The 21,817-nt window shown below is 72.8% G+C and carries 24 protein-coding genes; 17 read left to right on the plus strand and 7 right to left on the minus strand.

What is annotated here, in order from left to right:
* Positions 1–82 precede the first annotated feature (82 nt).
* The 5 genes from WFJ17_RS16250 (at position 83) to WFJ17_RS16270 (ending at position 3,833) form a co-directional block, all read left to right on the plus strand.
* Positions 83–1,240, plus strand: coding sequence for a sensor histidine kinase (locus WFJ17_RS16250; protein ID WP_251442144.1), 1,158 nt, complete (start codon positions 83–85; stop codon positions 1,238–1,240).
* The gene (locus tag WFJ17_RS16255) at positions 1,237–1,899 is read left to right on the plus strand and encodes a response regulator transcription factor (RefSeq protein WP_251442142.1); all 663 of its coding nucleotides are present in this window, start codon (positions 1,237–1,239) and stop codon (positions 1,897–1,899) included. Before WFJ17_RS16250 ends, WFJ17_RS16255 begins: the two co-directional genes overlap by 4 nt.
* A 145-nt stretch (positions 1,900–2,044) precedes the next feature.
* On the plus strand, positions 2,045–2,527 hold the full coding sequence (msrB, locus tag WFJ17_RS16260) for a peptide-methionine (R)-S-oxide reductase MsrB (RefSeq protein ID WP_292886228.1): 483 nt from the start codon (positions 2,045–2,047) through the stop codon (positions 2,525–2,527).
* Entirely contained in the window at positions 2,524–3,081 is a 558-nt protein-coding gene (gene msrA, locus WFJ17_RS16265) for a peptide-methionine (S)-S-oxide reductase MsrA (RefSeq protein ID WP_251442138.1), read from the plus strand. The genes msrB and msrA overlap by 4 nt, the downstream gene beginning before the upstream one ends.
* Positions 3,082–3,197: 116 nt before the next feature.
* Complete coding sequence (locus WFJ17_RS16270) at positions 3,198–3,833, plus strand: YoaK family protein (protein ID WP_251442120.1); 636 nt, start codon at positions 3,198–3,200, stop codon at positions 3,831–3,833.
* Positions 3,834–3,848: 15 nt separating this feature from the next.
* On the opposite strand, the gene WFJ17_RS16275 is transcribed toward WFJ17_RS16270, so the two are convergent.
* Positions 3,849–4,322 (minus strand): carboxymuconolactone decarboxylase family protein, encoded by a 474-nt coding sequence (locus WFJ17_RS16275; RefSeq protein WP_336648961.1) that lies wholly within the window; start codon positions 4,320–4,322, stop codon positions 3,849–3,851.
* A gap of 126 nt (positions 4,323–4,448) precedes the next feature.
* On the opposite strand from WFJ17_RS16275, the gene WFJ17_RS16280 reads away from it, so the two are divergent.
* Positions 4,449–5,228 carry a thioesterase family protein gene (locus WFJ17_RS16280; protein ID WP_336648962.1) on the plus strand — a complete coding sequence of 260 codons (780 nt, stop codon included), beginning with the start codon at positions 4,449–4,451 and terminating at the stop codon, positions 5,226–5,228.
* A gap of 5 nt (positions 5,229–5,233) precedes the next feature.
* Here the strand turns inward: WFJ17_RS16280 and WFJ17_RS16285 are convergent, their stop codons facing one another.
* Positions 5,234–5,860: a GyrI-like domain-containing protein gene (locus tag WFJ17_RS16285; protein ID WP_336648963.1), complete on the minus strand. Its 627-nt coding sequence runs from the start codon at positions 5,858–5,860 to the stop codon at positions 5,234–5,236.
* 138 nt (positions 5,861–5,998) lie between these two features.
* Here WFJ17_RS16285 and WFJ17_RS16290 point away from each other — a divergent pair, with 138 nt between their 5' ends.
* Together WFJ17_RS16290 and WFJ17_RS16295 are read left to right on the plus strand one after the other, a co-directional pair.
* Positions 5,999–6,526, plus strand: a complete 528-nt coding sequence (locus WFJ17_RS16290; RefSeq protein ID WP_251442100.1) for a flavin reductase family protein — start codon at positions 5,999–6,001, stop codon at positions 6,524–6,526.
* Positions 6,527–6,582: 56 nt separating this feature from the next.
* Positions 6,583–6,957: a hypothetical protein gene (locus WFJ17_RS16295; protein WP_251442098.1), complete on the plus strand. Its 375-nt coding sequence runs from the start codon at positions 6,583–6,585 to the stop codon at positions 6,955–6,957.
* Between the two features lie 45 nt (positions 6,958–7,002).
* Here the strand turns inward: WFJ17_RS16295 and WFJ17_RS16300 are convergent, their stop codons facing one another.
* From WFJ17_RS16300 to WFJ17_RS16315, 4 genes are all read right to left on the minus strand, one after another.
* Complete coding sequence (locus WFJ17_RS16300) at positions 7,003–10,443, minus strand: error-prone DNA polymerase (RefSeq protein ID WP_336648964.1); 3,441 nt, start codon at positions 10,441–10,443, stop codon at positions 7,003–7,005.
* Entirely contained in the window at positions 10,443–11,990 is a 1,548-nt protein-coding gene (locus tag WFJ17_RS16305; RefSeq protein ID WP_336648965.1) for a DNA polymerase Y family protein, read from the minus strand. Before WFJ17_RS16305 ends, WFJ17_RS16300 begins: the two co-directional genes overlap by 1 nt.
* Complete coding sequence (locus WFJ17_RS16310; RefSeq protein ID WP_336648966.1) at positions 11,987–12,805, minus strand: hypothetical protein; 819 nt, start codon at positions 12,803–12,805, stop codon at positions 11,987–11,989. The genes WFJ17_RS16305 and WFJ17_RS16310 overlap by 4 nt, the downstream gene beginning before the upstream one ends.
* A gap of 253 nt (positions 12,806–13,058) precedes the next feature.
* The gene (locus WFJ17_RS16315; RefSeq protein ID WP_251442087.1) at positions 13,059–13,508 is read right to left on the minus strand and encodes a YybH family protein; all 450 of its coding nucleotides are present in this window, start codon (positions 13,506–13,508) and stop codon (positions 13,059–13,061) included.
* A 112-nt stretch (positions 13,509–13,620) separates the two neighbouring features.
* Between WFJ17_RS16315 and WFJ17_RS16320 the strand changes: the two genes are divergently transcribed.
* The 7 genes from WFJ17_RS16320 (at position 13,621) to WFJ17_RS16350 (ending at position 19,014) form a co-directional block, all read left to right on the plus strand.
* Positions 13,621–14,475 (plus strand): Rieske 2Fe-2S domain-containing protein, encoded by an 855-nt coding sequence (locus WFJ17_RS16320; RefSeq protein ID WP_292886203.1) that lies wholly within the window; start codon positions 13,621–13,623, stop codon positions 14,473–14,475.
* A 96-nt stretch (positions 14,476–14,571) separates the two neighbouring features.
* Positions 14,572–15,042, plus strand: a complete 471-nt coding sequence (locus WFJ17_RS16325) for an A24 family peptidase (protein WP_336648967.1) — start codon at positions 14,572–14,574, stop codon at positions 15,040–15,042.
* Positions 15,043–15,081: 39 nt separating this feature from the next.
* Positions 15,082–15,294, plus strand: coding sequence for a response regulator (locus tag WFJ17_RS16330; protein WP_251442078.1), 213 nt, complete (start codon positions 15,082–15,084; stop codon positions 15,292–15,294).
* A complete protein-coding gene (locus tag WFJ17_RS16335) occupies positions 15,287–15,919 on the plus strand; it encodes a CYTH domain-containing protein (protein ID WP_336648968.1) in 633 nt (210 codons plus the stop codon). The genes WFJ17_RS16330 and WFJ17_RS16335 overlap by 8 nt, the downstream gene beginning before the upstream one ends.
* Positions 15,920–16,000: 81 nt before the next feature.
* Complete coding sequence (locus WFJ17_RS16340; protein WP_336648969.1) at positions 16,001–17,155, plus strand: type III polyketide synthase; 1,155 nt, start codon at positions 16,001–16,003, stop codon at positions 17,153–17,155.
* Positions 17,145–17,885, plus strand: a complete 741-nt coding sequence (locus tag WFJ17_RS16345; RefSeq protein ID WP_336648970.1) for a methyltransferase domain-containing protein — start codon at positions 17,145–17,147, stop codon at positions 17,883–17,885. The genes WFJ17_RS16340 and WFJ17_RS16345 overlap by 11 nt, the downstream gene beginning before the upstream one ends.
* 28 nt (positions 17,886–17,913) lie before the next feature.
* Entirely contained in the window at positions 17,914–19,014 is a 1,101-nt protein-coding gene (locus tag WFJ17_RS16350; RefSeq protein ID WP_251442065.1) for an FAD-dependent oxidoreductase, read from the plus strand.
* Between the two features lie 68 nt (positions 19,015–19,082).
* Here the strand turns inward: WFJ17_RS16350 and lpdA are convergent, their stop codons facing one another.
* Positions 19,083–20,480: a dihydrolipoyl dehydrogenase gene (lpdA, locus tag WFJ17_RS16355; RefSeq protein WP_336648971.1), complete on the minus strand. Its 1,398-nt coding sequence runs from the start codon at positions 20,478–20,480 to the stop codon at positions 19,083–19,085.
* Between the two features lie 112 nt (positions 20,481–20,592).
* On the opposite strand from lpdA, the gene WFJ17_RS16360 reads away from it, so the two are divergent.
* Positions 20,593–21,069: an FHA domain-containing protein gene (locus WFJ17_RS16360; protein WP_251442059.1), complete on the plus strand. Its 477-nt coding sequence runs from the start codon at positions 20,593–20,595 to the stop codon at positions 21,067–21,069.
* Positions 21,069–21,746 (plus strand): transcriptional regulator FtsR, encoded by a 678-nt coding sequence (gene ftsR, locus WFJ17_RS16365; RefSeq protein WP_251442055.1) that lies wholly within the window; start codon positions 21,069–21,071, stop codon positions 21,744–21,746. The genes WFJ17_RS16360 and ftsR overlap by 1 nt, the downstream gene beginning before the upstream one ends.
* Positions 21,747–21,817 lie beyond the last annotated feature (71 nt).

The following is a 21,817-nucleotide window of genomic DNA, read 5'->3' on the forward strand; positions in this document are numbered from 1 at the left end:
CGGTGCGGCTCGCTCACCGCGCGGGCGTGGCCGGCCGGCGCCGGTCGTCGGATCTCGCCGGAGCCGGGGGAGAGGAGGACGGATGCGCGCACTGCCGGGCGGCCTCCGCGTCCGCGACGTCGTGATCGACGTCGGGGTGCTCCTTCTCGTGAGCCTCGCGGCCTTCGCCCCGTTCTCCCGCGAGCCGTCGGCGCCGCACGGCTGGACGGTGCTGCCCGGGATGGTCCTGGCCGGGGTGGTGCTGCTCGCGCGCCGGCGCCTCCCTCTCACCGTGCTCGTCGTCTGCGTCGCGATCGGTCCCGCCGCGATGCTGCTCGGACAGCCCTACACACCGGCGTTCGTGCTGCCGGTCGCGATCGCGATGTACACCGTGGCGCGCCATCGCTCCCGTGCGGTCACGGTCACCGCGGCGGCGGCGCTGGTCGTGCTGCTGCCGATCGAGGAGCTCGTGGGGCGCGGCCTCGACGCCGCCGAGCTCACCTCGCCCGCGACGCTGCAGCCGGCGGTGCTGATCGCCTTCGCGGCCGCGCTGGGATCCGCGATCCGCTCCTACTTCGACGCGCTGGAATCGGCGCGGGAACGCGCGCGCAAGGCGGAGGAGTCGCGCGAGTCGGAGGCACGCCGGCGGGTCGCGGAGGACCGCCTCGCCATCGCCCGGGACCTGCACGATTCCGTCGCGCACCGGATCGCCGTCATCAACCTGCAGACCGGGGTCGCGGCCCGGACGCTGCGCAGCGACCCGGCCGAGGCCGAGGAGGCGATCACGATCGTCGGGGACGCCGCGCGCAGCGTGCTGACCGAGCTCAACGACATGCTCGGCCTGCTGCGCACGACGGCCGGCCGGGACATCGTGGACGAGCCCGATTTCGGACGGATCGAGGGGCTGCTCGCGCTCTTCGCCCGCAGCGGGCTGAAGGTGCACGTGCGCGTGGACGGCACGCCCCGCCCGCTCGACGGACGGCTCGGAGCGATCGCGTACCGCGTGGTGCAGGAGGGGCTCACGAACGCCTACAAGCACGGGGCCGACCGCACCGCGGAGCTGCAGCTCGACTACGCCGAGGAGGGACTCATCATCCGCATCACGAACCCGCTCTCGGATCCGCCGGCGCCGACCGGAGCAGACGGACACGGTCTCGTCGGGATGCGCGAACGTCTTGAGGAGGTCGACGGCGGCCTCGCGCTGGACACCACAGAGGGGCGCTTCCGCGTGGTCGCCACTCTTCCCGGGGGCGCCGCATGATCCGGGTGCTCATCGCGGACGACCAGCCGCTCATCCGCTCCGCCGTCGCGGGCCTGCTGCGGCACGAGGAGGACATCGAGGTGGTCGGCGAGGCCGCGGACGGGGCGGAAGCCGTCGGCCTCGCGCGGACGGCACGTCCCGACGTCGTGGTGATGGATCTGCGCATGCCGGGCACCGACGGGATCGCGGCGACCGGGCTGCTCCGCGCCGACCCCGGCCTGGAGGGGACCCGCGTGCTCGTGCTGACGACCTTCGAGGACGAGGAGAACGTCCTGGCGGCGCTCCGCGCAGGGGCATCCGGGTTCCTCGGGAAGGGCGTGGATCCGGCCGAGATCGTGCGCGCGGTGCGCACGGTGCATGCGGGGGAGGAGCTGCTCTCGCCGGCCGCCACCCGCGCGCTGATCCGCCGGTCCCTCGATGCCGGGCCGGCTCACTCCCCTCGCCTGCTCCCCGCGGAGCTCACCGAACGCGAGATCGAGATCCTGGGGCTCGTGGGCCGCGGCCTCTCCAACGAGCAGATCGGCGCGGCCCTGTTCATCTCGCCCGCGACTGCGAAGACGCATGTCAACCGGACGATGGTCAAGCTGGATGCGCACGACCGCGCCCAGCTCGTGATCGCCGCGTACGAGTCGGGACTCATCGCCCCGGGTGCCGAGTGACCGGCGGAGCCTGCAGGGCGGAGCTCAGCTCGGGGCTCGTCCGGAAACTCACAGTCGGCGCACAGGTTGACGGGACCAAATCCTCCTCGGCCGTGGTTCTTCTTGATGACGCCGCAGCCAGCGGCGTCAGAGGAGGAGCACCACGATGAACCCCACCGACTACCGCCGCACGACCGAGGCGCTGAACGCCCTGACCGCGCACCAGTACCGGGTCACGCAGGAAGGCGGCACGGAGCCGGCGTTCCGCAACGAGTACTGGGACAACCACGCGCCGGGCATCTACGTCGACGTCGTCTCGGGGCAGCCGCTGTTCTCGTCCACGGACAAGTTCGACAGCGGAACCGGCTGGCCGAGCTTCACCCGGCCGATCGACGACGGATCCGTCACGACCCGCACCGACCGCACGTTCGGGATGGTGCGGACCGAGGCCCTGTCGTCCGGTGCCGAGAGCCACCTGGGCCACGTCTTCGACGACGGCCCGCGTGATGCCGGCGGCCTGAGATACTGCATGAACTCGGCGGCGCTGCGCTTCGTCCCCGCGGCCGAGCTCGAGGAGCAGGGCTACGGCGCGTACCGTGGACTGTTCGAGACCATCGCCCCGCACACTTCTGAGGAGAACGCATCATGACCAGCGGACCCGCCGACACCGGATCCATCGCCCGCGTCCCGGGCGCCGAGACCGCCGTCCTCGCAGGCGGATGCTTCTGGGGCGTGGAGGATCTCATCCGCCGTCAGCCCGGGGTGCTCGGCACCCGCGTCGGCTACACCGGCGGCAGCAACGACCACGCGACGTACCGGAACCACCCGGGACACGCGGAGGCCGTCGAGATCGTCTTCGACCCGTCGAAGACGACGTATCGCGACATCCTCGCGTTCTTCTTCCAGATCCACGATCCGTCGACGCTGAACCGGCAGGGCAACGACATCGGATCGAGCTACCGCTCGGCGATCTTCCCGCTCAGCCCCGAGCAGGAGCGCGTCGCGCGCGACACCATCGCCGATGTGGACGCCTCCGGCCTGTGGCCGGGCAAGGCGGTCACCACGATCGAGCCGGAGGGCCCGTTCTGGGAGGCCGAGCCCGAGCACCAGGACTACCTGGTGCGCTACCCGGACGGCTACACGTGCCACTTCCCACGGGCGGGCTGGGTACTGCCGCGTCGGAGCGAGGCCGCCGCGCAGTAGTCGCCTTTCCCTGCGGGCCCGTCGGATCGCTCCGGCGGGCCCGAAGTCGTCCCCGGTTTGCCGCGGAGCTGCACCGGGCCGGAGGATGGACCGGTGCGAGTGAGCGGAGCGGAAGCATGAGAGCGGTCTCCCGGCGCGGGGTCGTGCTCTCCCTCGCGCTCAGCGCCGTCGCCGGATACGTCGATGCGGTCGGCTTCATCGAGACCGGCGGACTGTTCGTCTCGTTCATGAGCGGCAACTCCACCCAGGCCGGAGTCGAGATCTGGACGGATCCGGCCCGTGCCCTGCTGCCGCTCGCGCTCGTCGTCGCCTTCGTGATCGGGGTCGCGGCCGGTGGGGTCGCCGTGGGCCACCACGTCCGGCGTCGGAGTCTCGTGGTCGCGGCGAGCGCGATCGCCGTGGCCGCGTGCGCGGCCGTGGGATTCGCGTTCCCGCACGCCGCGTGGCGCTTCGCGCTGCTGGCCTGTGCGATGGGCGCGTTGAACACCCTCTACCTGGCCGACGGGAGGGCGCGGATCGCGATCACCTACGCCACGGGGACTCTCGTGAGCCTCGGCCTGGCACTCGCGGACCTCGTCACGGGCCGCTCCGCCACGGCCTGGCGCCGCCCGCTGCTGCTCTGGGCATCGCTCGCCGCCGGAGCGGTCGCCGGTGCGGCCGCGCATCGATGGCTCGGCGACGGCGCGCTGCTCGGTGCGGCCGTCGTGCTCGCCGCACTCGCGGTGGCGATCAGCGTGGTGTCACGGCGCTGACGGGTACGGCGCTGATCAGCGGACGAGGGCACCCTCGGCATCGCGCGGGCGCACGGGGTGCTCGCTGAGGATCGAGAGGCGGTTGAACATGTTGATGGTCAGCGCCACCCACTCGGCGGCGGCGAAGACGTCGTCGCCCAGCAGCCCGCGGGCGGCGGCGAGATCGGCCTTCGCCTCCTCGCCCAGCGGCATCCGGGTCGCGGCCTCGGCGATCGCCAGCATCGCCTTCTCCCGCTCGGTGAAGAGGTCGGATTCGCGCCACGCGGGCAGCACGTCGAGCTTCTGCTGGGGGATGCCGGCCGCTCGCGCCTCGCGGGAGTGCAGGTCGAGGCAGAACGCGCATGCGTTCAGCTGCGACGCGCGCACCTTGATGAACTCGGCCTCGGCGGTGGTGAGGCCCTGCTCGGCGGTGGCCCTGGCGACCGCGTCGGAGTACGCGGAGGCGGCCTTCCACGCGTCCGGGATCACCTTGTCCAGGTAGGGGCGCATGCTGTTCCTCTCGTGCGGATCGATCTGCTCGACGACATCAACGTACCGCGCGCCGGGATGTTCCCCGCCGACGCCCCGGCCATGACCGCGGGCGGGTGCGGCAGCGGGCCGACATAGGATCCGACCATGCCCTCCTATTTCGAACGCGTCGACACGTCCGCCTTCCGACCGACCTCTGCGGTCGAGGGGGCGTGGAGCACGCAGGAGCAGCACGTCGCGCCGGCACTCGGACTCATCGCGCACGCGATCGAGCGGGATCACGCCGACCGCCGCGGTGCCGAGCTGCAGCTCGGCAGGATCTCGTACGACATCCTCGGGACGATCCCGCTCGAGCGCGTCGACCTCGAGATCAGGATCCTGCGTCCCGGCCGCACGATCGAGCTCGTGGAGGCAGTGCTGAGCCACGACGGACGCGCCGCGGTGATCGCGCGGGCCTGGTTCCTGCAGGCCGCGGACACCCGCGAGCTGGCCGGCAGCGCCCTGAACGCGATGCCGGGCCGCGACCAACTCGCTCCGTGGGCGATGGGCGATCACTGGCAGGGCGGCGCCGTCCGCAGCGTGGACTTCCACCGGGGGCAGCGGGAACCGGGGCATGCGTGGGCCTGGCTGAAGCCGCGCATCCCGCTCGTGGAGGGGGAGCCGGTCGGCCGGATCCCGCGCCTGCTGGGCATAGTCGACTTCGCGAACGGCCTGACCCTGCGTCTGGCGCCGACGGAGGTCGCGTTCCCGAACGTCGATCTCACCTGTCATCTGTTCGCCGAGCCGGAGGGGGACTGGATCGGCTTCGACACGACGGTGTCGATCGGGCCGACCGGCCTAGGCCTGACCGAGACCGTGCTGCACGACGAGCGGGGTCCGGTCGGGACGGTGCAGCAGATCCTCACGGTGCGCCCGATGCGCGGCTGAGGCGATCAGGCGGGCGCCACGGGCTGGCGCAGGATCGTGCGGCGGCGCTCCGGAGGGACCCGGCGGGCGTCGCTGAGATAGATCTCGTGGTGCAGACCCGCGAGGCGCAGGCCGTGCTCGGGGATCACCTCGTCGTGCAGGCGCTCCAGGAGCGGGGCCTCGTCATCGAAGGATCCGACGTGCAGCGTCTGCATGCACGTCCCCTCCGAGAGGGGGAGGATCCGGAGCGCATCGATCCGCGCCGGCGACTTCTTCTCCCGCACGGTCGCGATCGCGGCGTGCACGAGCGGATCCTCGACCCAGTCCGGGATGAGGATCATCATCGTCCAGTCCCAGCGGGTCTTGTCGCGGGCGGTCGTGAACGCGTCCATGTCGTCCGCCCACCACAGTCCCTCCAGGGGCGGGACGACGTAGTCCCGGTCGAGTTCGCGCCGACTCGCGAACTTCAGCGCATAGGCGACCGGGTACAGCGCCTCCAGGGCCTCGGCATAGGCGGGGGCCGTGTTCGGATCCCCGTGGCCGTCGATCGCGAGGTAGCGGCTCGGAGGCAGCTCGAGAAGGCGGAACTCGTCGATGCGCGCGCGATAGCCGTCCAGGATCTTGGTGAGATCGGTCTTGGTCCCCGTCGTCATGGAGGCATTCCAGCACAGGGCACCGACACCGGCCATGACGGAGTGAGGCGGGAACGGAGCCGATGCTCCCGGATCGGGCATACCGTTGAGTGCGGGCGTGAACTCTGCGCCCGCGGCACGACGACAGAGAGAAGCAGGATGAGCACCCCCGGTCTGGAAGAGGACGTCACCGAGAAGTTCAAGGGGGCGTTCCGGCACCATCCGGCCGGCGTCGCCCTGGTGACGGGAGTCGCCCCCGACGGCCCCGTCGGGCTCACGCTGTCGAGCGTCGCCTCGGTGAGCGCCGACCCGGCGGTGCTCGTGTTCTCGGTCACCCGGGCGACCGGCAGCGCGGGCGGGATCCTCAGCGCACCCAGCGCGCTGGTGCACTTCCTCGTCGCGGGGCAGGAGCCGATCGCCGACGCGTTCGCCCGCTCGGGCCAGCCCCGTTTCACCGCGGAGCAGGGCTTCCGCACCCTGCCCACAGGCGAGCCCTTCCTGCCCTCGGCCCGGGTCGCCGTGCGCGGCACGATCCGGGAGACGCATCCGGTCGGACCGTCCTCGCTCGTGCTGCTCGACGTGCTCGACGTGATCGAGGGCACGCCCGGCGCACCCCTTCTCTACGTCGACCGGCACTACGACAGCCTGGTCTCGTCACGGGAGCAGGCTCCGGCCCCGCAGAGCTGAGCAGGGCCGGCGGCGCATTGCTTGCCCGTACGGCCGTTCTGAACGAAGGTGGAGGCATGGCCGTCACACTGATCCTTCCCCTCGCCGCCCCGCTCGGCGTCGGGCGCATCGTCTCGGTCGATGAGAAGGCCGGGGCGGTGCAGATCCGCGATCTGACGACGGGCGTCGTGTACCGCGTGCCCGGCTCCGTCCTGGCGGAGTTCGGCGCGCTGCCGTGGCGGGGACGGGTGCAGGGCTGCACCGTGGAGGCCTCGGCGGAGGGCACCCTCACGGAGCTCGTGCTCGATGCGAACCCGGTGGGGGCCGAGCGCCGGGGCGCCGCCGACGCCCTGCGCGGCGCTCAGCAGGCGGCGGACGACGCGCGGGATCAGGCCGCGAACTGGGGCGGCACCGATCGCCGGGCGCACGAGGTCCCGGAGCGCTTCTGGTGAGAGCGGCGCATACCGCCGAGGGCGCGACGACGCCCGGCCCTGGGGTCACTGGAAGTCCCGCGAATGATGGGGCACGCCCACCTGCAGCGTCTCGAACGCATCCGCGAGCAGGTTGGTGACGCCCTCGGGAGAGCGCTCCAGCATGCCGCGCACGATCAGCGCGGGCGACTCCCGGGCGATCCGGCGGTAGCGCAGCCAGACGCCCTGCGTGCAGATGACGTTCACCAGGCCGTGCTCGTCCTCGAGGTTGAGGAAGGTCACCCCGCCCGCCGTGGAGGGGCGCTGCCGATGGGTCACGAGACCCGCCGCCTCGACCCGTCGGCCGCTCTCGTGCGTGCGCAGCGCGACGGAGGTCAGCACTCCGCGCGCATCGAGACCGGGCCGGAAGTGCGCGAGCGGATGGTCGTCGGTGGACACCCCCGTCGCCCAGAGGTCGGCGGTGAGGAGCTCGTAGCTGGTCTGGTCGCCGAACAGCGGGGGCTGCACCGCGACCACCGTGTCGGGCAGATAGCGCGCGCGGTCCTCCGCCGCGGAGCCCGCCAGCCAGATCGCCTCCCGGCGCTGCAGCCCGAGCGAGTCGAAGACGCCGGCGGTGGCGAGGGACTCCACCTGGGACGCGGTGAGGTCGGTGCGGCGCACGAGGTCGTTCAGATCCCGGTAGGGGCCTCGGGCATCGCGTTCGGTGACGATCCGCTCGGCCGTCTTCTCGCCGATCCCCGTGACGCCGGCGAGTCCCAGCCGTACGGCGAAGCGGCCGTCCCTGCGGTGCGCCGCGGTCTCGTCGGGGGCCTTCGGATCGAAGGGATCCGGATCCACGCCGTCCGGACGGTCCGGGAGCTGATGCGCGCACGACTCCCGCCCGGTGACCCCCGTCCTCTCCGGGCCCACGGGCTCCAGGGTCTCCGTCGCCCCGGACCGCGCGATGTCCGGACGGCGCACCTCGACGCCGTGCCGCCGGGCGTCGCCGGTGAGCGTCGAGGCGGAGTAGAACCCCATCGGCTGGGAGCGCAGGAGCCCGGCGAGGAAGGCGGCGGGGTAGTGCAGCTTGAGCCAGGAGCTGGCGTACACGAGCAGAGCGAACGAGAGCGAGTGCGACTCCGCGAAGCCGAAATCGGAGAACGCCTGGATCTGCGCGTAGATGCGGTCCGCGGTCTCCTCGTCCAGCCCGTGCCGGCGCATGCCCGTGTACAGGCTCTGCTTGACCCGGTCGATCTTCTCCAGCCCCCGCTTGGATCCCATCGCGCGGCGCAGCAGATCCGCCTCGTCCGCGGTGCAGTCGCCGAGGGTGGTGGCCATCTGGATGAGCTGCTCCTGGAAGACGGGGATCCCCAGGGTGCGGCGCAGGATCGGCTCCAGATCCGGATGCGCATAGGTCACGGTCTCCTGGCCGAGCTTTCGGCGGACGAAGGGGTGCACCGCACCGCCCTGGATCGGGCCCGGGCGGATGAGCGCGATCTGGACGGCGAGCTCGTAGAACTCCCGCGGCTGCAGTCGGGGGAGCAGCCCCATCTGCGCGCGGGACTCGACCTGGAACACCCCGATCGTGTCGGCGCGGCAGAGCATGTCGTAGACCGCGGGCTCCTCCTTCGGCAGGGAGTCCAGCGTCCACTCCTCACCGGTGGCCTCGCGGACCAGGTCGAAGCAGTGCCGCAGGGCGGAGAGCATCCCGAGCCCGAGCAGGTCGAACTTCACCAGCCCCATCCAGCGCGCGGCGTCCTTGTCCCACTGAATGACGGTGCGCTTGTCCATCCGGGCGTGCTCGACCGGCACCACCTCGCCGACCGGGCGCTGGGTGAGCACCATGCCGCCGGAGTGGATGCCCAGATGGCGCGGTGCGCTCATCAGCCTGTCGGCGAGATCGATGACGGGCAGCGGGATGTCGTGGTCGGGGACGGGGCTCAGATCCAGCCCCCAGCGCTCCACCTGACGCGACCAGGCGTCCTGCTGGCCGGGGGAGTGCCCGAGCGCCCTGGCCATGTCGCGCACCGCGTTCTTCGGCCGGTACTGGATGACGTTCGCGACCTGCGCCGCGTTCTCCCGGCCGTACTCGTCGTAGACCCACTGGATGATCTCCTCCCTGCGCCCGGAGTCGAAGTCGACGTCGATGTCCGGCTCCTCGGTGCGGGTCGTGGCGAGGAACCGCTCGAAGGGAAGGCGGTATCTGATCGGATCCACCGCGGTGATGCCGAGCAGGTAGCAGACCACGCTCGCGGCGGCGGATCCCCGGCCCTGGCAGAGGATCCCGCGGTCCCTCGCCTCCTTCACGATGCCGTGCACGATGAGGAAGTAGCCGGGGAAGTCCTTCTCCTCGATCACCGCGAGCTCCCGCTCGATCCGGGCCCGGCCGCCTTCGTCGAGCGTCGGGTACTTCTCCGGAGCGGCCGCCCAGACCAGGTCGCGCAGATGGCTCATCGGCGTCTCTCCGGGGGCCACCCGCATCGTCGGCAGCGCGGGCTTGGCGCTGCGCAGCGGGAAGGCGCAGGCCTCGGCGATCTCCAGGCCGTGCGCGACCGCCCCCGGATACCGGGCGAAGCGGGCGGTCATCTCCGCGCCGGAGCGCAGATGCGCCGCACCGTGGGAGGGCAGCCATCCCTCCAGCTCCCGCATGCTGCGGGTGGCGCGCACCGCGGCGATCGCCTCGGCGAGGCGGGCGTGCTCGGGGCGGGCGTAGTGCACGTTGTTCGTGCACACCACCGGCAGCCCGTGCTCGGCGGCGAGGCGGGCGAGCACGTCGTTGCGGCGGGTGTCGAGCGGGTCGCCGTGGTCGATCAGCTCGACCGCCACGCCGTCGGTCCCGAACAGGTCGACGAGCGTGCGCAGCGCCCGCTTCGCCCCCTCCGGCCCCTCCCGCTCCAGGGCGGAGCGGACGGCCCCCTTGCGGCAGCCGGTGAGGATCGTCCAGTGGCCCTCCGCCGTGTTCGCGAGGGACTCGATCTCATAGAACGGCCGCCCCTTCTCGCCGCCGCGCAGCTGCGCGTGCGTGATCGCGGAGGAGAGCCGGTGATAGCCCTCCTCCCCGCGGGCGAGGACCAGCAGATGCTCGCCGAGCGGATCCGCGGCCCCGCGCCGCTCCGGAGTGGGGGCGGTGCTCGCGTTCCCGCGCGGGTCGGGGCCGGTGAGGGACAGCTCGGCGCCGTACACCGTCTGCAGCCCGGCGGCCTCCTCGGCGACCTCGCCGAAGTGCGCGGCGCCGTAGAAGCCGTCGTGGTCCGTGAGGGCCAGCGCCTTCAGGCCCAGCCGCTGCGCCTCCATGAGCAGCTCCTCGGGGGAGGAGGCGCCGTCGAGGAAGGAGTACGAGGAGTGCATGTGCAGCTCGGCGTAGGGCACGGCGTCCCGGGGGCGTTCGACCTCGGCGAGCGAGATCGGAGGGCGCTTCTTGTGCATGCGGGAGGGGGCGTCGATCGGCAGCTCCTGGTGCAACGGCCTCTCGCCGCTGAGGGTGCGCTCGAGCTCCGACCAGGACATGCTCGGATTGTGGAAGCCCATCAGTGGTACCTCCCCTCGGCGAGCCAGCGGTCCTCGCCCTCGACGTGCAGCACGAGCCAGGCCCTGTCCTGCTCGTCGACGAGCTGCAGGCGCTCGCCGCGGAGCGCCCCGGCCGGATCCCCGCGCCGGTCCCGGACCGGCCACGGTCCCGCCCAGGACCGCACCGCGCACGCGTCCACCGCCGCGGGGGCCGCGCTGAGCAGCCCCCGTGCATCGACGGAGACCGGGGCGCCGTCGGCGTCCGTGACCGCGATCGGCCGGGCCGGTGCGAACACCTCGGCCGGGAGCGGGTCCGGCAGCCGCCCCGGCCAGGGCTGATCGGCGGCGCGCGCCGGCACCGCCCGCTCGCCCCAGGGGGTGAGCTGCTGCCGGTCGGTGAGGAGCCGCCCGCCCGCGACGACGGCGGTGACCACACCCTCATGCCCGAGCAGGGTCTGCACCCGGGAGACGGCGTGGTGCAGCCGCTCGTCGGTGCCGGATCCGAACAGGCCCGGCTGATGATGGGCGGCGTCGTCCACGGCGACGGGGGCGATGCGTGCCCGGACGATGCCGCGGAAGCGGTGCGCCTCGTCGTCGTCGCCGGCGGAGGCCGCGGCCAGGGACTCCAGCTGCCAGCGGACCCGGTCGACGAGGTCTGCGGCCTCGAAGCAGGTGGGATGCAGCCAGGTGCGCGAGGTCACCTGCTCGTCGTCGTCGGTGAGATCGATCCGCACCTCGGTGCACACCAGCGAGGCCTTCGCGAGGGCGAGGATCACCGCATCGGCGCTCTGCCGCACGGCGAAGGCGATCTGATCGGACTGGGCCAGCGGAGCCTCGAACTCGACCTCCGCCGCGAGCTCCGGATCCGGTGGGCGCGGCACCACCGGACGGGAGTCCGCCCCCGCCGCCAGGGCGTGCAGGCGTGCCCCGTGCTCGCCGAAGCGGTCTCGCAGGCGCGCCGCGCCCAGGGTCGCGAGCTCGCCGAGGGTGCGCACGCCGAGACGGAGCAGCAGCCCCGTCACCTCCGGATCCTGCAGGGCCTGCACGGGCAGCGGGGCGAGGAAGGCGGCGGACGCCCCCGCACCCACCACGAGCGTCGGATCCGCACCCCGCGCCGCCAGCTCGGCGGTGAACGGGCCGTCCGCGATCCCGATCCGCACCTCCGGGTGCCCCTCGGCGGAAAGCAGGGCGTGCAGGGCGCGGGCGGCCTCCTCCTCGCCACCGTGGAAGCGGGCGACCCCGCGGGCGCGGAGCAGGGCGAGCCCGGGGCGGAGCAGCTGCGCGCCGGGCGCCTGAGCCTCGATCAGACGCAGCACGGGGAGGAACGCGCGTTCGTCCCGCGCCGGGTCCGCGGGCAGGATGCGCAGGTTCGGCAGCAGCCCCTGCGCCTCGCGGCGGCGCTGCCCGATCCGCACCCCCTGGGCGCGCGCCGCCGCGCTGCAGACGACGACCCGGTTCGCGTGCAGGATCGCCGCCGGCTCCGCGGCCTCGGCCCCCGCGGCGCGCAGCGGCCAGTCGGGGAACCACAGCACGATCACCCGGACCGGTTCCTGCCTCGGGGCGCTCATCCGGCCACCGCCAGGAGCGCGGGCGACTCGGAGGACGGGCGCGCATCGATCGCGGTGACCGGGCGTGCCTCGGCCGCGGCGGACGGGAGCGGGAAGAGCCGCGGCAGGGCGGGAGCGGCGGCTTCGACCGTTTCGTGGATCCGGCCATGGACGTCGGGCAGACGCACCCGCACGCTCTGCGGCACGGGCGAGCGCCGGGTGCGCGCGGTGACCGTCACCTCGCACTCCTCCAGGGCGCCCCAGCCGTCGCCGAGGCCCTGCCAGCGCGGGTCGTGCACGCGGATCGATCCCTCGCTCTGCGGCCAGGCCTGACTCCCGGGGCCGGGCACGACCAGGAGCGTGCAGCCGCGGTCGCGCAGCCGGGCGCTCAGCCGGCTCAGCTCGGCCTCCCGGGCGGAGGTGGCGGGGCGGATCGCGATCAGCGGGATCACCTCGCTCAGCGCGGAGACGACCGAGAGCCAGCGCGGGCCGGGGGCCGGGACCAGGAGGAGCCGATCCAGATCCACCCCGTGGCCGGCCAGCGCCTCCACGCCCAGGGTGGGCATGCCGACGGCGGCGCACCATGCCCCCGTCCGGGAGGCGCCGGCGAGCAGCGCGCCGATGAGGCCGGGGGAGGAGGAGAGGGAATACGTGGTCCCGACCTGCAGGCCGCCCTCGGGGAGGATCGACTCGAGGGCGGGCAGCACCGGGATCAGGGGCAGATCGCTCCGCCGACGCTGCATCCGCGTGATCTCGCGGCGGAGGCGCAGCACATCCGAGACCCGGTCGTCGGTGTCGGCGGCGGGGGCGATCATGGAACCGAGAGCCATCCCCATGCACTCCATTCTCGAATATCTCTTCGAATACTGCAACAACAGAGACGACGATAATCCGTACATCCGACATGGTCGAATCGGGTGGGAGCGTCGGTAGGCGACGGCGGCTCGGACCGGGCGGCTCGGATCGCGCGGGCGCCTCGGTCCTCTCCGCGGCGGCTCGACGTCCTGGCGCCCACGGGTGCGGCGCGCGACGCCGAGGGCATCGGCGAGGGCGCACGCTCGGAGAGCCGGATCCTCGTTCTCCGCCCGCTCAGGCGGTCGGGCCGGCCTCCTGGCGGACGTCCTCGTGCAGATGCGCGATGCGCAGTGCCGCGTCCTCTCCGCGGCGCAGGACCGCCGTGTTGCGGGAGAGCTCGGGGGAGACCGCGACCCCCTGCGGATCCGTTCCGTCCACCCGCAGCCACCAGGTCGCGACGACGACGTCGCCGATCTCGCGCACCCCCAGGTCGGCGATCGTGAGAGCCGTCTCCGTCCAGGCCGGCGAGGACGACGCCGACGGGCTCGATGCCCTGCTCCGGCGCAGCGCGGCGAGCTCGTCCAGACCGGTCACCAGGGCGTCCGCGGCGGAGTCGAAGATCGTCACGTCCTCGGCGAGGCGGGCATCGATCGCCGCAGGGTCGCCGCGCAGATAGTCCTCGTACATCGCGGACAGCAGTCGGTGCACATCCGCGTGCAGGGCGGCGGGGGAGAGCGGATCCATCGAGCGCGAGGCTACCACCTGCACTCGCGCGCCCGTCTGTCAACCCTTTGACCCCTGTCGGATGCGCGGGTAGACAGGAGGCTCCGGCGACGCGATGCGGAGGAGAGATCCCATGCGGGTGAAAGCAGCGATGCAGTCCCTGATCCGGACGATCGGGAAGACCAAGGAACTCGATCCGGCGGCGGAGAAGCTCAGCGGCTGGGTGGACGAGGCCACCCGTTCCCCGGCCGTGAAGAACGCGCTCTCGGGTGCCTGGCTCGGTCATCAGGTGCATCCGATGCTCACCGACCTGCCGATCGGCGCCTGGGGCGCGGCCACCGTGCTCGACCTCACGGGCGCGGATCCCGCCGCGGCGCGCCGCCTCGTCGGACTCGGCATCCTCGCGTCCGCGCCGACGGCGGCCGCGGGCGCCTCGGACTGGTCGACCACGATCGGGGCCGCCAAACGGGTCGGACTCGTGCACGCCGCCGCGAACGCGACCGCCTCCGTCCTGCAGATCACGTCGTGGCTCCTGCGCCGTCGCGGGCACCACGGAGCCGGGAAGGCGCTCAGCCTGCTGGGGCTCGGGCTCACCCTGGGGTCGTCCTATCTCGGCGGTCACCTGTCGTTCGTGCGCGGCACCGGCGTCAACCACACGGCGTTCCAGCCGGCGGTGCGGCGCTGGACCGACGTGGGCGCCGACGCCGACCTCGCCGAAGGGGCGCGGACACGGGTCATGGTCGGCGACGTCCCGGTGCTGCTCGTGCGCCTCGACTCCCGGCTGCACGCGATCTCGGCCGTCTGCACGCACGCCGGCGGCCCTCTGGACGAGGGTGAGCTCGGCGCGGACGGATGCATCACCTGCCCGTGGCACGGCAGCCGGTTCCGCATCGACGACGGGGAGGTGCGGCGCGGACCGGCGAGCGTGCCCCAGCCGTGCTGGGAGGCGAAGGTCGAGGACGGACGGATCCTGCTCCGCTCCGCCTGACGGCGATCAGGCGGTTCCGCTGCGCACCGCACCGGCGCCGCGCGGTTCTCCACAGGCCCGGAACGCAGCCCCGGCGGATCTGGGAGGGTGGCCTGCATGGAACCCGCAGGCGTCGTCACCGTCCTGGCGCACATCGGCCTGCTCGGGATCGGCGCCTGGCTGACCGCGATCGACGTCGGCACGCACCGGCTCCCCGACCGGATCGTGCTGCCCGCGCTCGCCGGGGCGCTCCTGCTCGCGCTCGCCGGGGCCCTGCTCGCGCGGATGGGCGGGCGGCTGCTCGGCGCGCTGTGGGGCCTGCTGCTGCTCGGCGGCTTCTACGCGCTGCTGCGCGCCCTCAGCCGGGGCGGCCTGGGCGGCGGGGACGTGAAGCTCGCCGGGCTCGTCGGCCTGGTGCTCGGCTGGCACGGGTGGACGGCGCTCGTCGTCGGCGCCGCCGCGGCGTTCGTCCTCGGTGCGGGGTACGCGCTCGGCCTCGTCCTCCTCCGCCGTGCCACGAGGACGACCCGCATCGCGTTCGGGCCGTGGATGATCGTCGGCGCCGTGCTGGGCATCTCCGCGGCGTGATCGCCCTCCTCGACGGCGCCGGGGGATTAGGGTGAGCACATGGCACTCGCACGGCTTCACGGCGGCCCGCTCGACGGGCAGATCATCCCCCTCGGATCCGCGGACGACGAGATCGCGGTCCCCTACAGCGAGACGCTCCTCGTCTACAACAAGCGGGGAGAGCCGACGCACACGGGGGAGCACGACGGGCCCACCGAGTTCGAGTACTGGTACCAGGGATCCCAGGACGACCTCAACCCCGCGGATGTCTGAGCCGTCCCGCACGGTCGAGGTCGAGCGCAAGTACGACGTGGACGGCAGCACCCCGCTGCCGTCGTGGGACGCGATCCCCGGGGTCGACGCGGTCACCGAGGGCGAGCACCGTGCGCTGGACGCACGCTATTTCGACACCGCCTCGGGAGACCTCGCGCGCGCCGGCGTCGCGCTGCGGCGCCGCACCGGGGGTCCGGACGAAGGCTGGCACGTCAAGGGCCCCCGGACCGGCGACGGCCGCATCGAGCTCGGCTGGCCGCTCGGGGAGTCGGACGACCTGCCGCCGCAGGTCGCGGAGTTCGTCGCCCAGTGGACCACGGCACCGCTGATCCCGCTCGCCCGCATCGAGAACGCGCGCACCGCCTACCTCCTCACCGGTCCCGACGGCGTGGTCGCGGAGTTCGTGGACGACCGCGTCCGCGGCACGGACCTGCGCCTTCCGGCCGGCCTGCCCGCCCCCGCGCCGCGCGAATGGCGCGAATGGGAGATGGAGCTGGGGCCCGCGGCTCCCGCCGATGAGGCGGGCCGGAGCGCCTTCTTCCTGGCGGTGGAGCGGGCCGTCGCCGCTGCCGGGGGACGCGTCTCCCCGTCCGGCTCGAAGCTCGGCCGCGCGCTCGGGTTCTGAGCCGCACGGCGAACCCTACCGTGCCCGACGAGGTTCCGCCCGGGGGTTCCGAGGACGCTGCCGGCGTGCTTGAGTGACAGCATGAGCAGCCCCGCGGTGCTGAGGTCCCTGCAGACGGTCGTCCCGGAGACGGTCCTGCATCAGAACGAGGTGCGCGACGTGTTCGCCGCGCAACCGGAGCTGTCCCGCCTCGCGCGGCGCCTCGTGACCGCCTCCTTCGACGGCTCGGGCATCGACACCCGGCGCACGGTGCTCGATGAGCTCACCCTGGCCGATACGGGGGCGGACCCCGTCTTCTTCGACCGGTCCACGGGAACGCTGCTGTCGCCGGGCACCGGGGTGCGCAACGACGTCTACGTGCGGGAGGGGCGTCGGCTGTTCGTCGCGGCCGCCCGCGCTGCGCTCGAGGCGGATCCGGAGATCTCGCCGGCCGACATCACGCATGTGATCACGGTCTCGTGCACCGGGTTCCACGCCCCGGGGCCGGAGTACGAGATCGTCAGCGCGCTCGGGCTCGCGGATTCGGTGCAGCGCTTCCACCTCGGCTTCATGGGCTGCTACGCGTCGATGCCGGCGCTGCGGGCGGCGAGCCAGTTCTGCGCGGCCGATCCGGACGCGGTGGTGCTGGTGGTGAGCGTCGAGCTGTGCACGCTGCATCTGCGCTCCTCGGAGGATCCGGATGTGATCGTCGCCTCCTCGCTGTTCGCCGACGGCGCGGCCGCGGGCATCGTCACCGCGCGTCCGTCCGCGGCACCGGGCCTGAGGCTCGACCGCTTCCACACGGCCATCGCCCCCGAAGGGGAGAAGGACATGGCGTGGACGATCGGCGACCGCGGCTTCGAGATGATCCTCTCCACCGGCGTTCCCCAGATCATCGGGGCGACCATCGTCGAGGCGCTGCGCCCGCTGTACGCGGGAGAGCTGAGCGCGCCGTTCGACGGCGGCGCGATCGGCGAGCACGTGCGGCACTGGGCGATCCATCCCGGCGGCCGCAGCATCCTCGACCGGGTGCAGGATCGGCTCGGCCTGAGCGATGCGCAGCTGCACCCCGCCCGGGAGACGCTGCGGACGCAGGGGAACATGTCGAGCGCGACCGTGCTGTTCGTCCTGCGCCGGATCCTCGAACAGGAGGACGCGCGCGACGGCGACAGGGTGTCCGCGATGGCGTTCGGCCCCGGCCTGACGGCGGAGAGCGCGCTGATGACCGTGGTCGGCGCGGAAGCGGATGGGCGCTGACCTCTCGACGCGGGCCGTCGGCGTGCGCGAGCTCATGGACGACCCGTCCGCGGATCCCGGGATGCTGGAGCGCACCTACCGGCGCTTCGGCGCGGTGAACGCGGTGGTGTCGCGGCCCGGCTCGGTCTACCGCGCGGACGTGCGTCCGCGCGCTCGCCGCCGGCGCGCCCTGGGCGGTGCTCCGGTGCGCATCCTCGACGTGGGCGCCGGGGGCGGCGATCTGTGCCGGGCGCTCGCCGTGCGTCTGCGGCGCGACCGCCTGGATGCGGAGATCACCGCCCTCGACGTCGATCCCCGCGCCGTGGCCTGGGCGTCCGCGCACGACGGGGGTGCCGGCGCGGTCTACCGATGTGCCTCGTCGTCGGATCTGGTCCGCGCCGGTGAGAGATTCGACATCGTGCTGTCGAACCACGTGCTGCACCATCTGGACGGGGCGGGTCTCGCGGGGATGCTCGAGGACACCCGCCGCCTCGTGCCGGAGGACGGGGTCGTCGCGCACCACGACATCGCCCGGAGTCGTCTCGCGAGCGCGGCGTTCGCGGCGGGCACCTGGCCCTTCTCGGGCAATCTGCTGGCCGGATCCTTCATCCGTGCCGACGGGCTGACCAGCATCCGCCGTTCCTACACGGCCGCCGAGCTGGCCGCCGCGGCGCCTCCGGGATGGGTGGTCCGCCGCGGCTTCCCCTCCCGGCTGCAGCTGCGCTGGGAGCCTGCCGATGCCGCCGGCTGAGCCGAGGCTCGATCACAGTGTCGTCATCGTGGGAGCCGGTCCCGTGGGGCTGCTGCTCGGCTGCCTCCTCGCCCAGGGCGGCGTGGACGTCGCGCTCTGCGAGCAGCGCGACGGCGACGACGTCCGCAGCCGGGCGATCGGGATCCATCCGCCGGGACTCGCGATGCTCGACCGCGCCGGGGCCGGTGCCGCGGTGCGGGCGGAGGCTCTCGCCCTCGCCGGCGGCGAGGTGCTCAGCCGCGGGCGGGTGCTGGCATCGCTCGCCTTCCCGGCCGATCGCCCGGTGCTCGTGCTGCCGCAGCGCCGCACCCACGCCCTGCTGAGCCAGCGGCTGGATCGGCTGTCGCCGGGGGCGCTCCGGGCCGGCTGCTCGGTGAGCGGGGTGCGCGACGAGGGCGGTTTCGTACGGGTCCGTCTCGACGCCGAGGGGAGGCGGAGGGAGCTCACCGCCGCCTTCGCGGTGATCGCGGACGGCGTGCACAGCGGACTGCGCACCGGGCTCGGCCTGGGCTGGCGGCGGCGGGCCGGCAGCGCGCGGTACGCGATGGCCGATGTGCCGGACCCGGATGCCGGCGCCACGGCTTTGCTCCATTGCGGACCCGGCGGACTCGTGGAGTCGTTCCCGCTGCCGGGCGGGTTGCGGCGCTGGGTGGTGCGCGCCGCAGAGGACGAGGACGTCGGCACCGCGGCCGGCTTCCGGGCGGCGATCCGGGTGCGCACCGGGGCGGATCCGGCGATCGGATCCGATGTCGTGCCGGTCGCGTTCACGGCGAGGCAGCACGTCGCGCGTGCTCCTGCGCGCGGACGGATCGCGCTGCTGGGCGACGCCGCGCATGAGATCAGCCCGATCGGCGGACAGGGCATGAACCTCGGCTGGGCCGACGCCGGGAGGCTGGACGCCGCACTGCGCTTCGCCCTGGCCGACGGCGGGGCGGACCTCGGCGACTACGGGCGCCGGACCCTGCGCGCCGCCCGGGGCGCACAGCGTCGCAGCGCCTTCTACATGGCGATGGGCGCGCCGGCGCGGCACGGGCTTCCGCTCCTCGCGCGGGAGCTCCTCATCCGCTCGCTGGGATCCGCGCCGCTGCGCCCGTGGGCGGCCGGACTGGTGACGATGCGCGGCCTGTGAGCGCTCTCGGACGCACCGAGGGCCGGCCACGCACGAGGCGTGACCGGCCCTCGGCCGATCGGATCCGATCAGAGGTTGATCATGTGGCCCGCGAGGCCGTGGAACGCCTCCTGCAGCGCCTCCGACAGCGTCGGGTGGGTGTGCACGTTGCGCGCGGCCTCGAGGGCGGTGAGGTCCCACTTCTGGGCCAGGGTCAGCTCGGGCAGCAGCTCCGAGACGTCGGGGCCGATCAGGTGACCGCCGATGAGCTCGAGGTGCTCCGCGTCCGCGATCAGCTTGACGAAGCCCACGGGCTCGCCCAGGCCGTTCGCCTTGCCGTTCGCGCTGAACGGGAACTTCGCGACCTTGATCTCGCGGCCCTCGGCGCGCGCCTGCTCCTCGGTGAGACCGAAGCTGGCGACCTGCGGCTGGCAGAACGTCGCGCGCGGCATCATCCGGTAATCGCCCAGTGTCATGGTCTCGGCCTTGCCGATGGTCTCCGCGGCGACCACGGCCTGCGCCTCGGCCACGTGGGCGAGCTGCAGCTTGGCGGTCACGTCGCCGATCGCGTAGATGCCCTCGACGTTCGTGCGCATGTGGTCGTCGATGTCGATCGCGCCGCGCTCGGTGAGCTTCACGCCGGTCTTGTCCAGGCCGTAGCCGTCGACGTTCGGGGCGAAGCCGACCGACATCAGCACCTTGCCGGCGGTGATCTCGCCGGGCTGGCCGTCGCGGGTCTCGTAGGTGACGTGCACGGACGAGCCGTTGTCGGTGACGGTCTTCACCGCGGTCGAGGTGAGGATGTCGATGCCGAGCTTCTTGTACTGCTTCTGGATCTCCTTGGAGACCTCGACGTCCTCGTTGGGCAGGGCACGGTCGAGGAACTCGATGATGGTGACCTTGACGCCGTAGTTCGCCATCACGTAGCCGAACTCCATGCCGATGGCGCCGGCGCCGACGATGACGATCGACTCGGGAAGGTCGCGGGTGAGGATCTGCTCCTCGAAGGTGACGACGTTGTCGCTGAGCTGGACGCCGGGCAGCAGGCGGACGGTGGATCCCGTCGCGATGATGACGTTGTCGAACGTCACCTCCTCGGTCGTGCCGTCCGACTTGGCGACCGAGATCGCCTTCGGGCCGGTGAAGGTGCCGCGTCCGTCGTACTCGGTGACCTTGTTCTTCTTCATGAGGAAGTGGATGCCCTTGACGTGGGTCTCCGCGACCTTGCGGCTGCGATCGAACGCCGCTCCGAAGTCGAAGTGCACGTCACCCGAGATGCCGAAGAACTCGGCCTTGTGGGTGACGGTGTGCGCGATCTCCGCGTTCTTGAGGAGCGACTTCGAGGGGATGCACCCCACGTTGAGGCAGATGCCGCCCCAGTACTTCTCCTCGATGATCGCGGTGGAAAGGCCGAGCTGGGCGCTGCGGACGGCGGCGACGTAGCCGCCGGGGCCAGCGCCGAGGATGACGACGTCGTAGTGTGGCATGCCCTCAGCCTACCGTTCGGCGACACCGCTCCGGGCGGAGGTTGCGGGCCGGATCCTGCTCCCGATGGCGGCGGGCTTCCGATAGGCTGGAACGCCAGAGGAGGGGTGCACAGTGACTGAGAACGACGTTCCCGAAGGCGCCGTCCGCCGCGGCGGAGAACCCGCGCACGACACCACGCAGACGTTCGGACACGACTCCGACCTGTCGTTCGTCCCGTTCGGCGCCGAGCTGACGGAGGTCGAGCAGGCGGCGATCGCCGCGCTCCCTTCCGGTTCCGCGCTGCTGCTGGTCCGCTCCGGCGCTCTCGCCGGAGCCCGGTACCTGCTGGACACGGCGGTCACCACGGTCGGCCGGCACCCGGAGGCGGACATCTTCTTCGACGATGTCACGGTCTCGCGCCGTCACGCCGAGGTCATCCGCACCGGCACCGCGTTCGAGATCATCGATCAGCGGTCGCTGAACGGCACCTACGTGAACGGCGAGCGCGTCGACCGCAGCCCGCTGGGCAACGGCTACGAGGTGCGCGTCGGCAAGTTCCGGCTGAACTTCTTCGCCTCGCCTGTGGATCTCGCGCAGGCGAACTCCTGATGGCGGCGTCGGCCGCCGAGCGCACCGCCCCGACCGGGCTGCTGAGCATCGGCCAGGTCCTCGCGCGCCTGACGCCCGAGTTCCCCGACGTGCGCGCCTCGAAGCTCCGCTTCCTCGAGGAGAAGGGGATCGTGAACCCGGTGCGCACCGCGTCCGGGTACCGCAAGTTCTCCGCCGCCGACCTCGAGCGGATCCGCGTCGCCCTCACCCTGCAGCGTGATCAGTACCTGCCGCTCAAGGTGATCCGCGAGCATCTCGACGCGCTCGAGGCGTCGGGCGGCGCCCCGGTCCTGCCGGCGTCGATCGTGCAGGGGCCGCGCCGCTACCGCCGTGACGAGCTCGTCAGCGCGGCCGGCGCGACGCACGCCCTGCTCGGCGACGCGGTGTCCAGCGGCATGCTGCCGGCCGCCGAGGCGTACCCCGAGTCCGCGGTGTCGCTCCTGCGCGCCCTAGTCGCCCTGGACGGGCACGGGATCGGACCGCGCCACCTGCGGCCGCTGCGGCAGAGCGCCGAGCGCGACGTCGCTCTGGTGCAGTCGGCGCTGTCCGCGCTGCTGCGGCGCACCGACACCCCGTCGCGTGCCAGGGCCAGCGAGATGGCTCCCGAGCTGGCATCCCGGCTGGACGAGGTGCGCGCACTCCTCGTCAAGGACGGCATCGGCCGGCTGCTGTCGTAACGAACTGGTTGCGACACACCCCTCGCTCCGCCCGGATGTCGTTGTCGCCGGAGACCTGCTGTTCTAGCGTG

Origin of the sequence: Microbacterium sp. MMO-10 (assembly GCF_037148715.1) — a bacterium.
Lineage (GTDB): Bacteria > Actinomycetota > Actinomycetes > Actinomycetales > Microbacteriaceae > Microbacterium.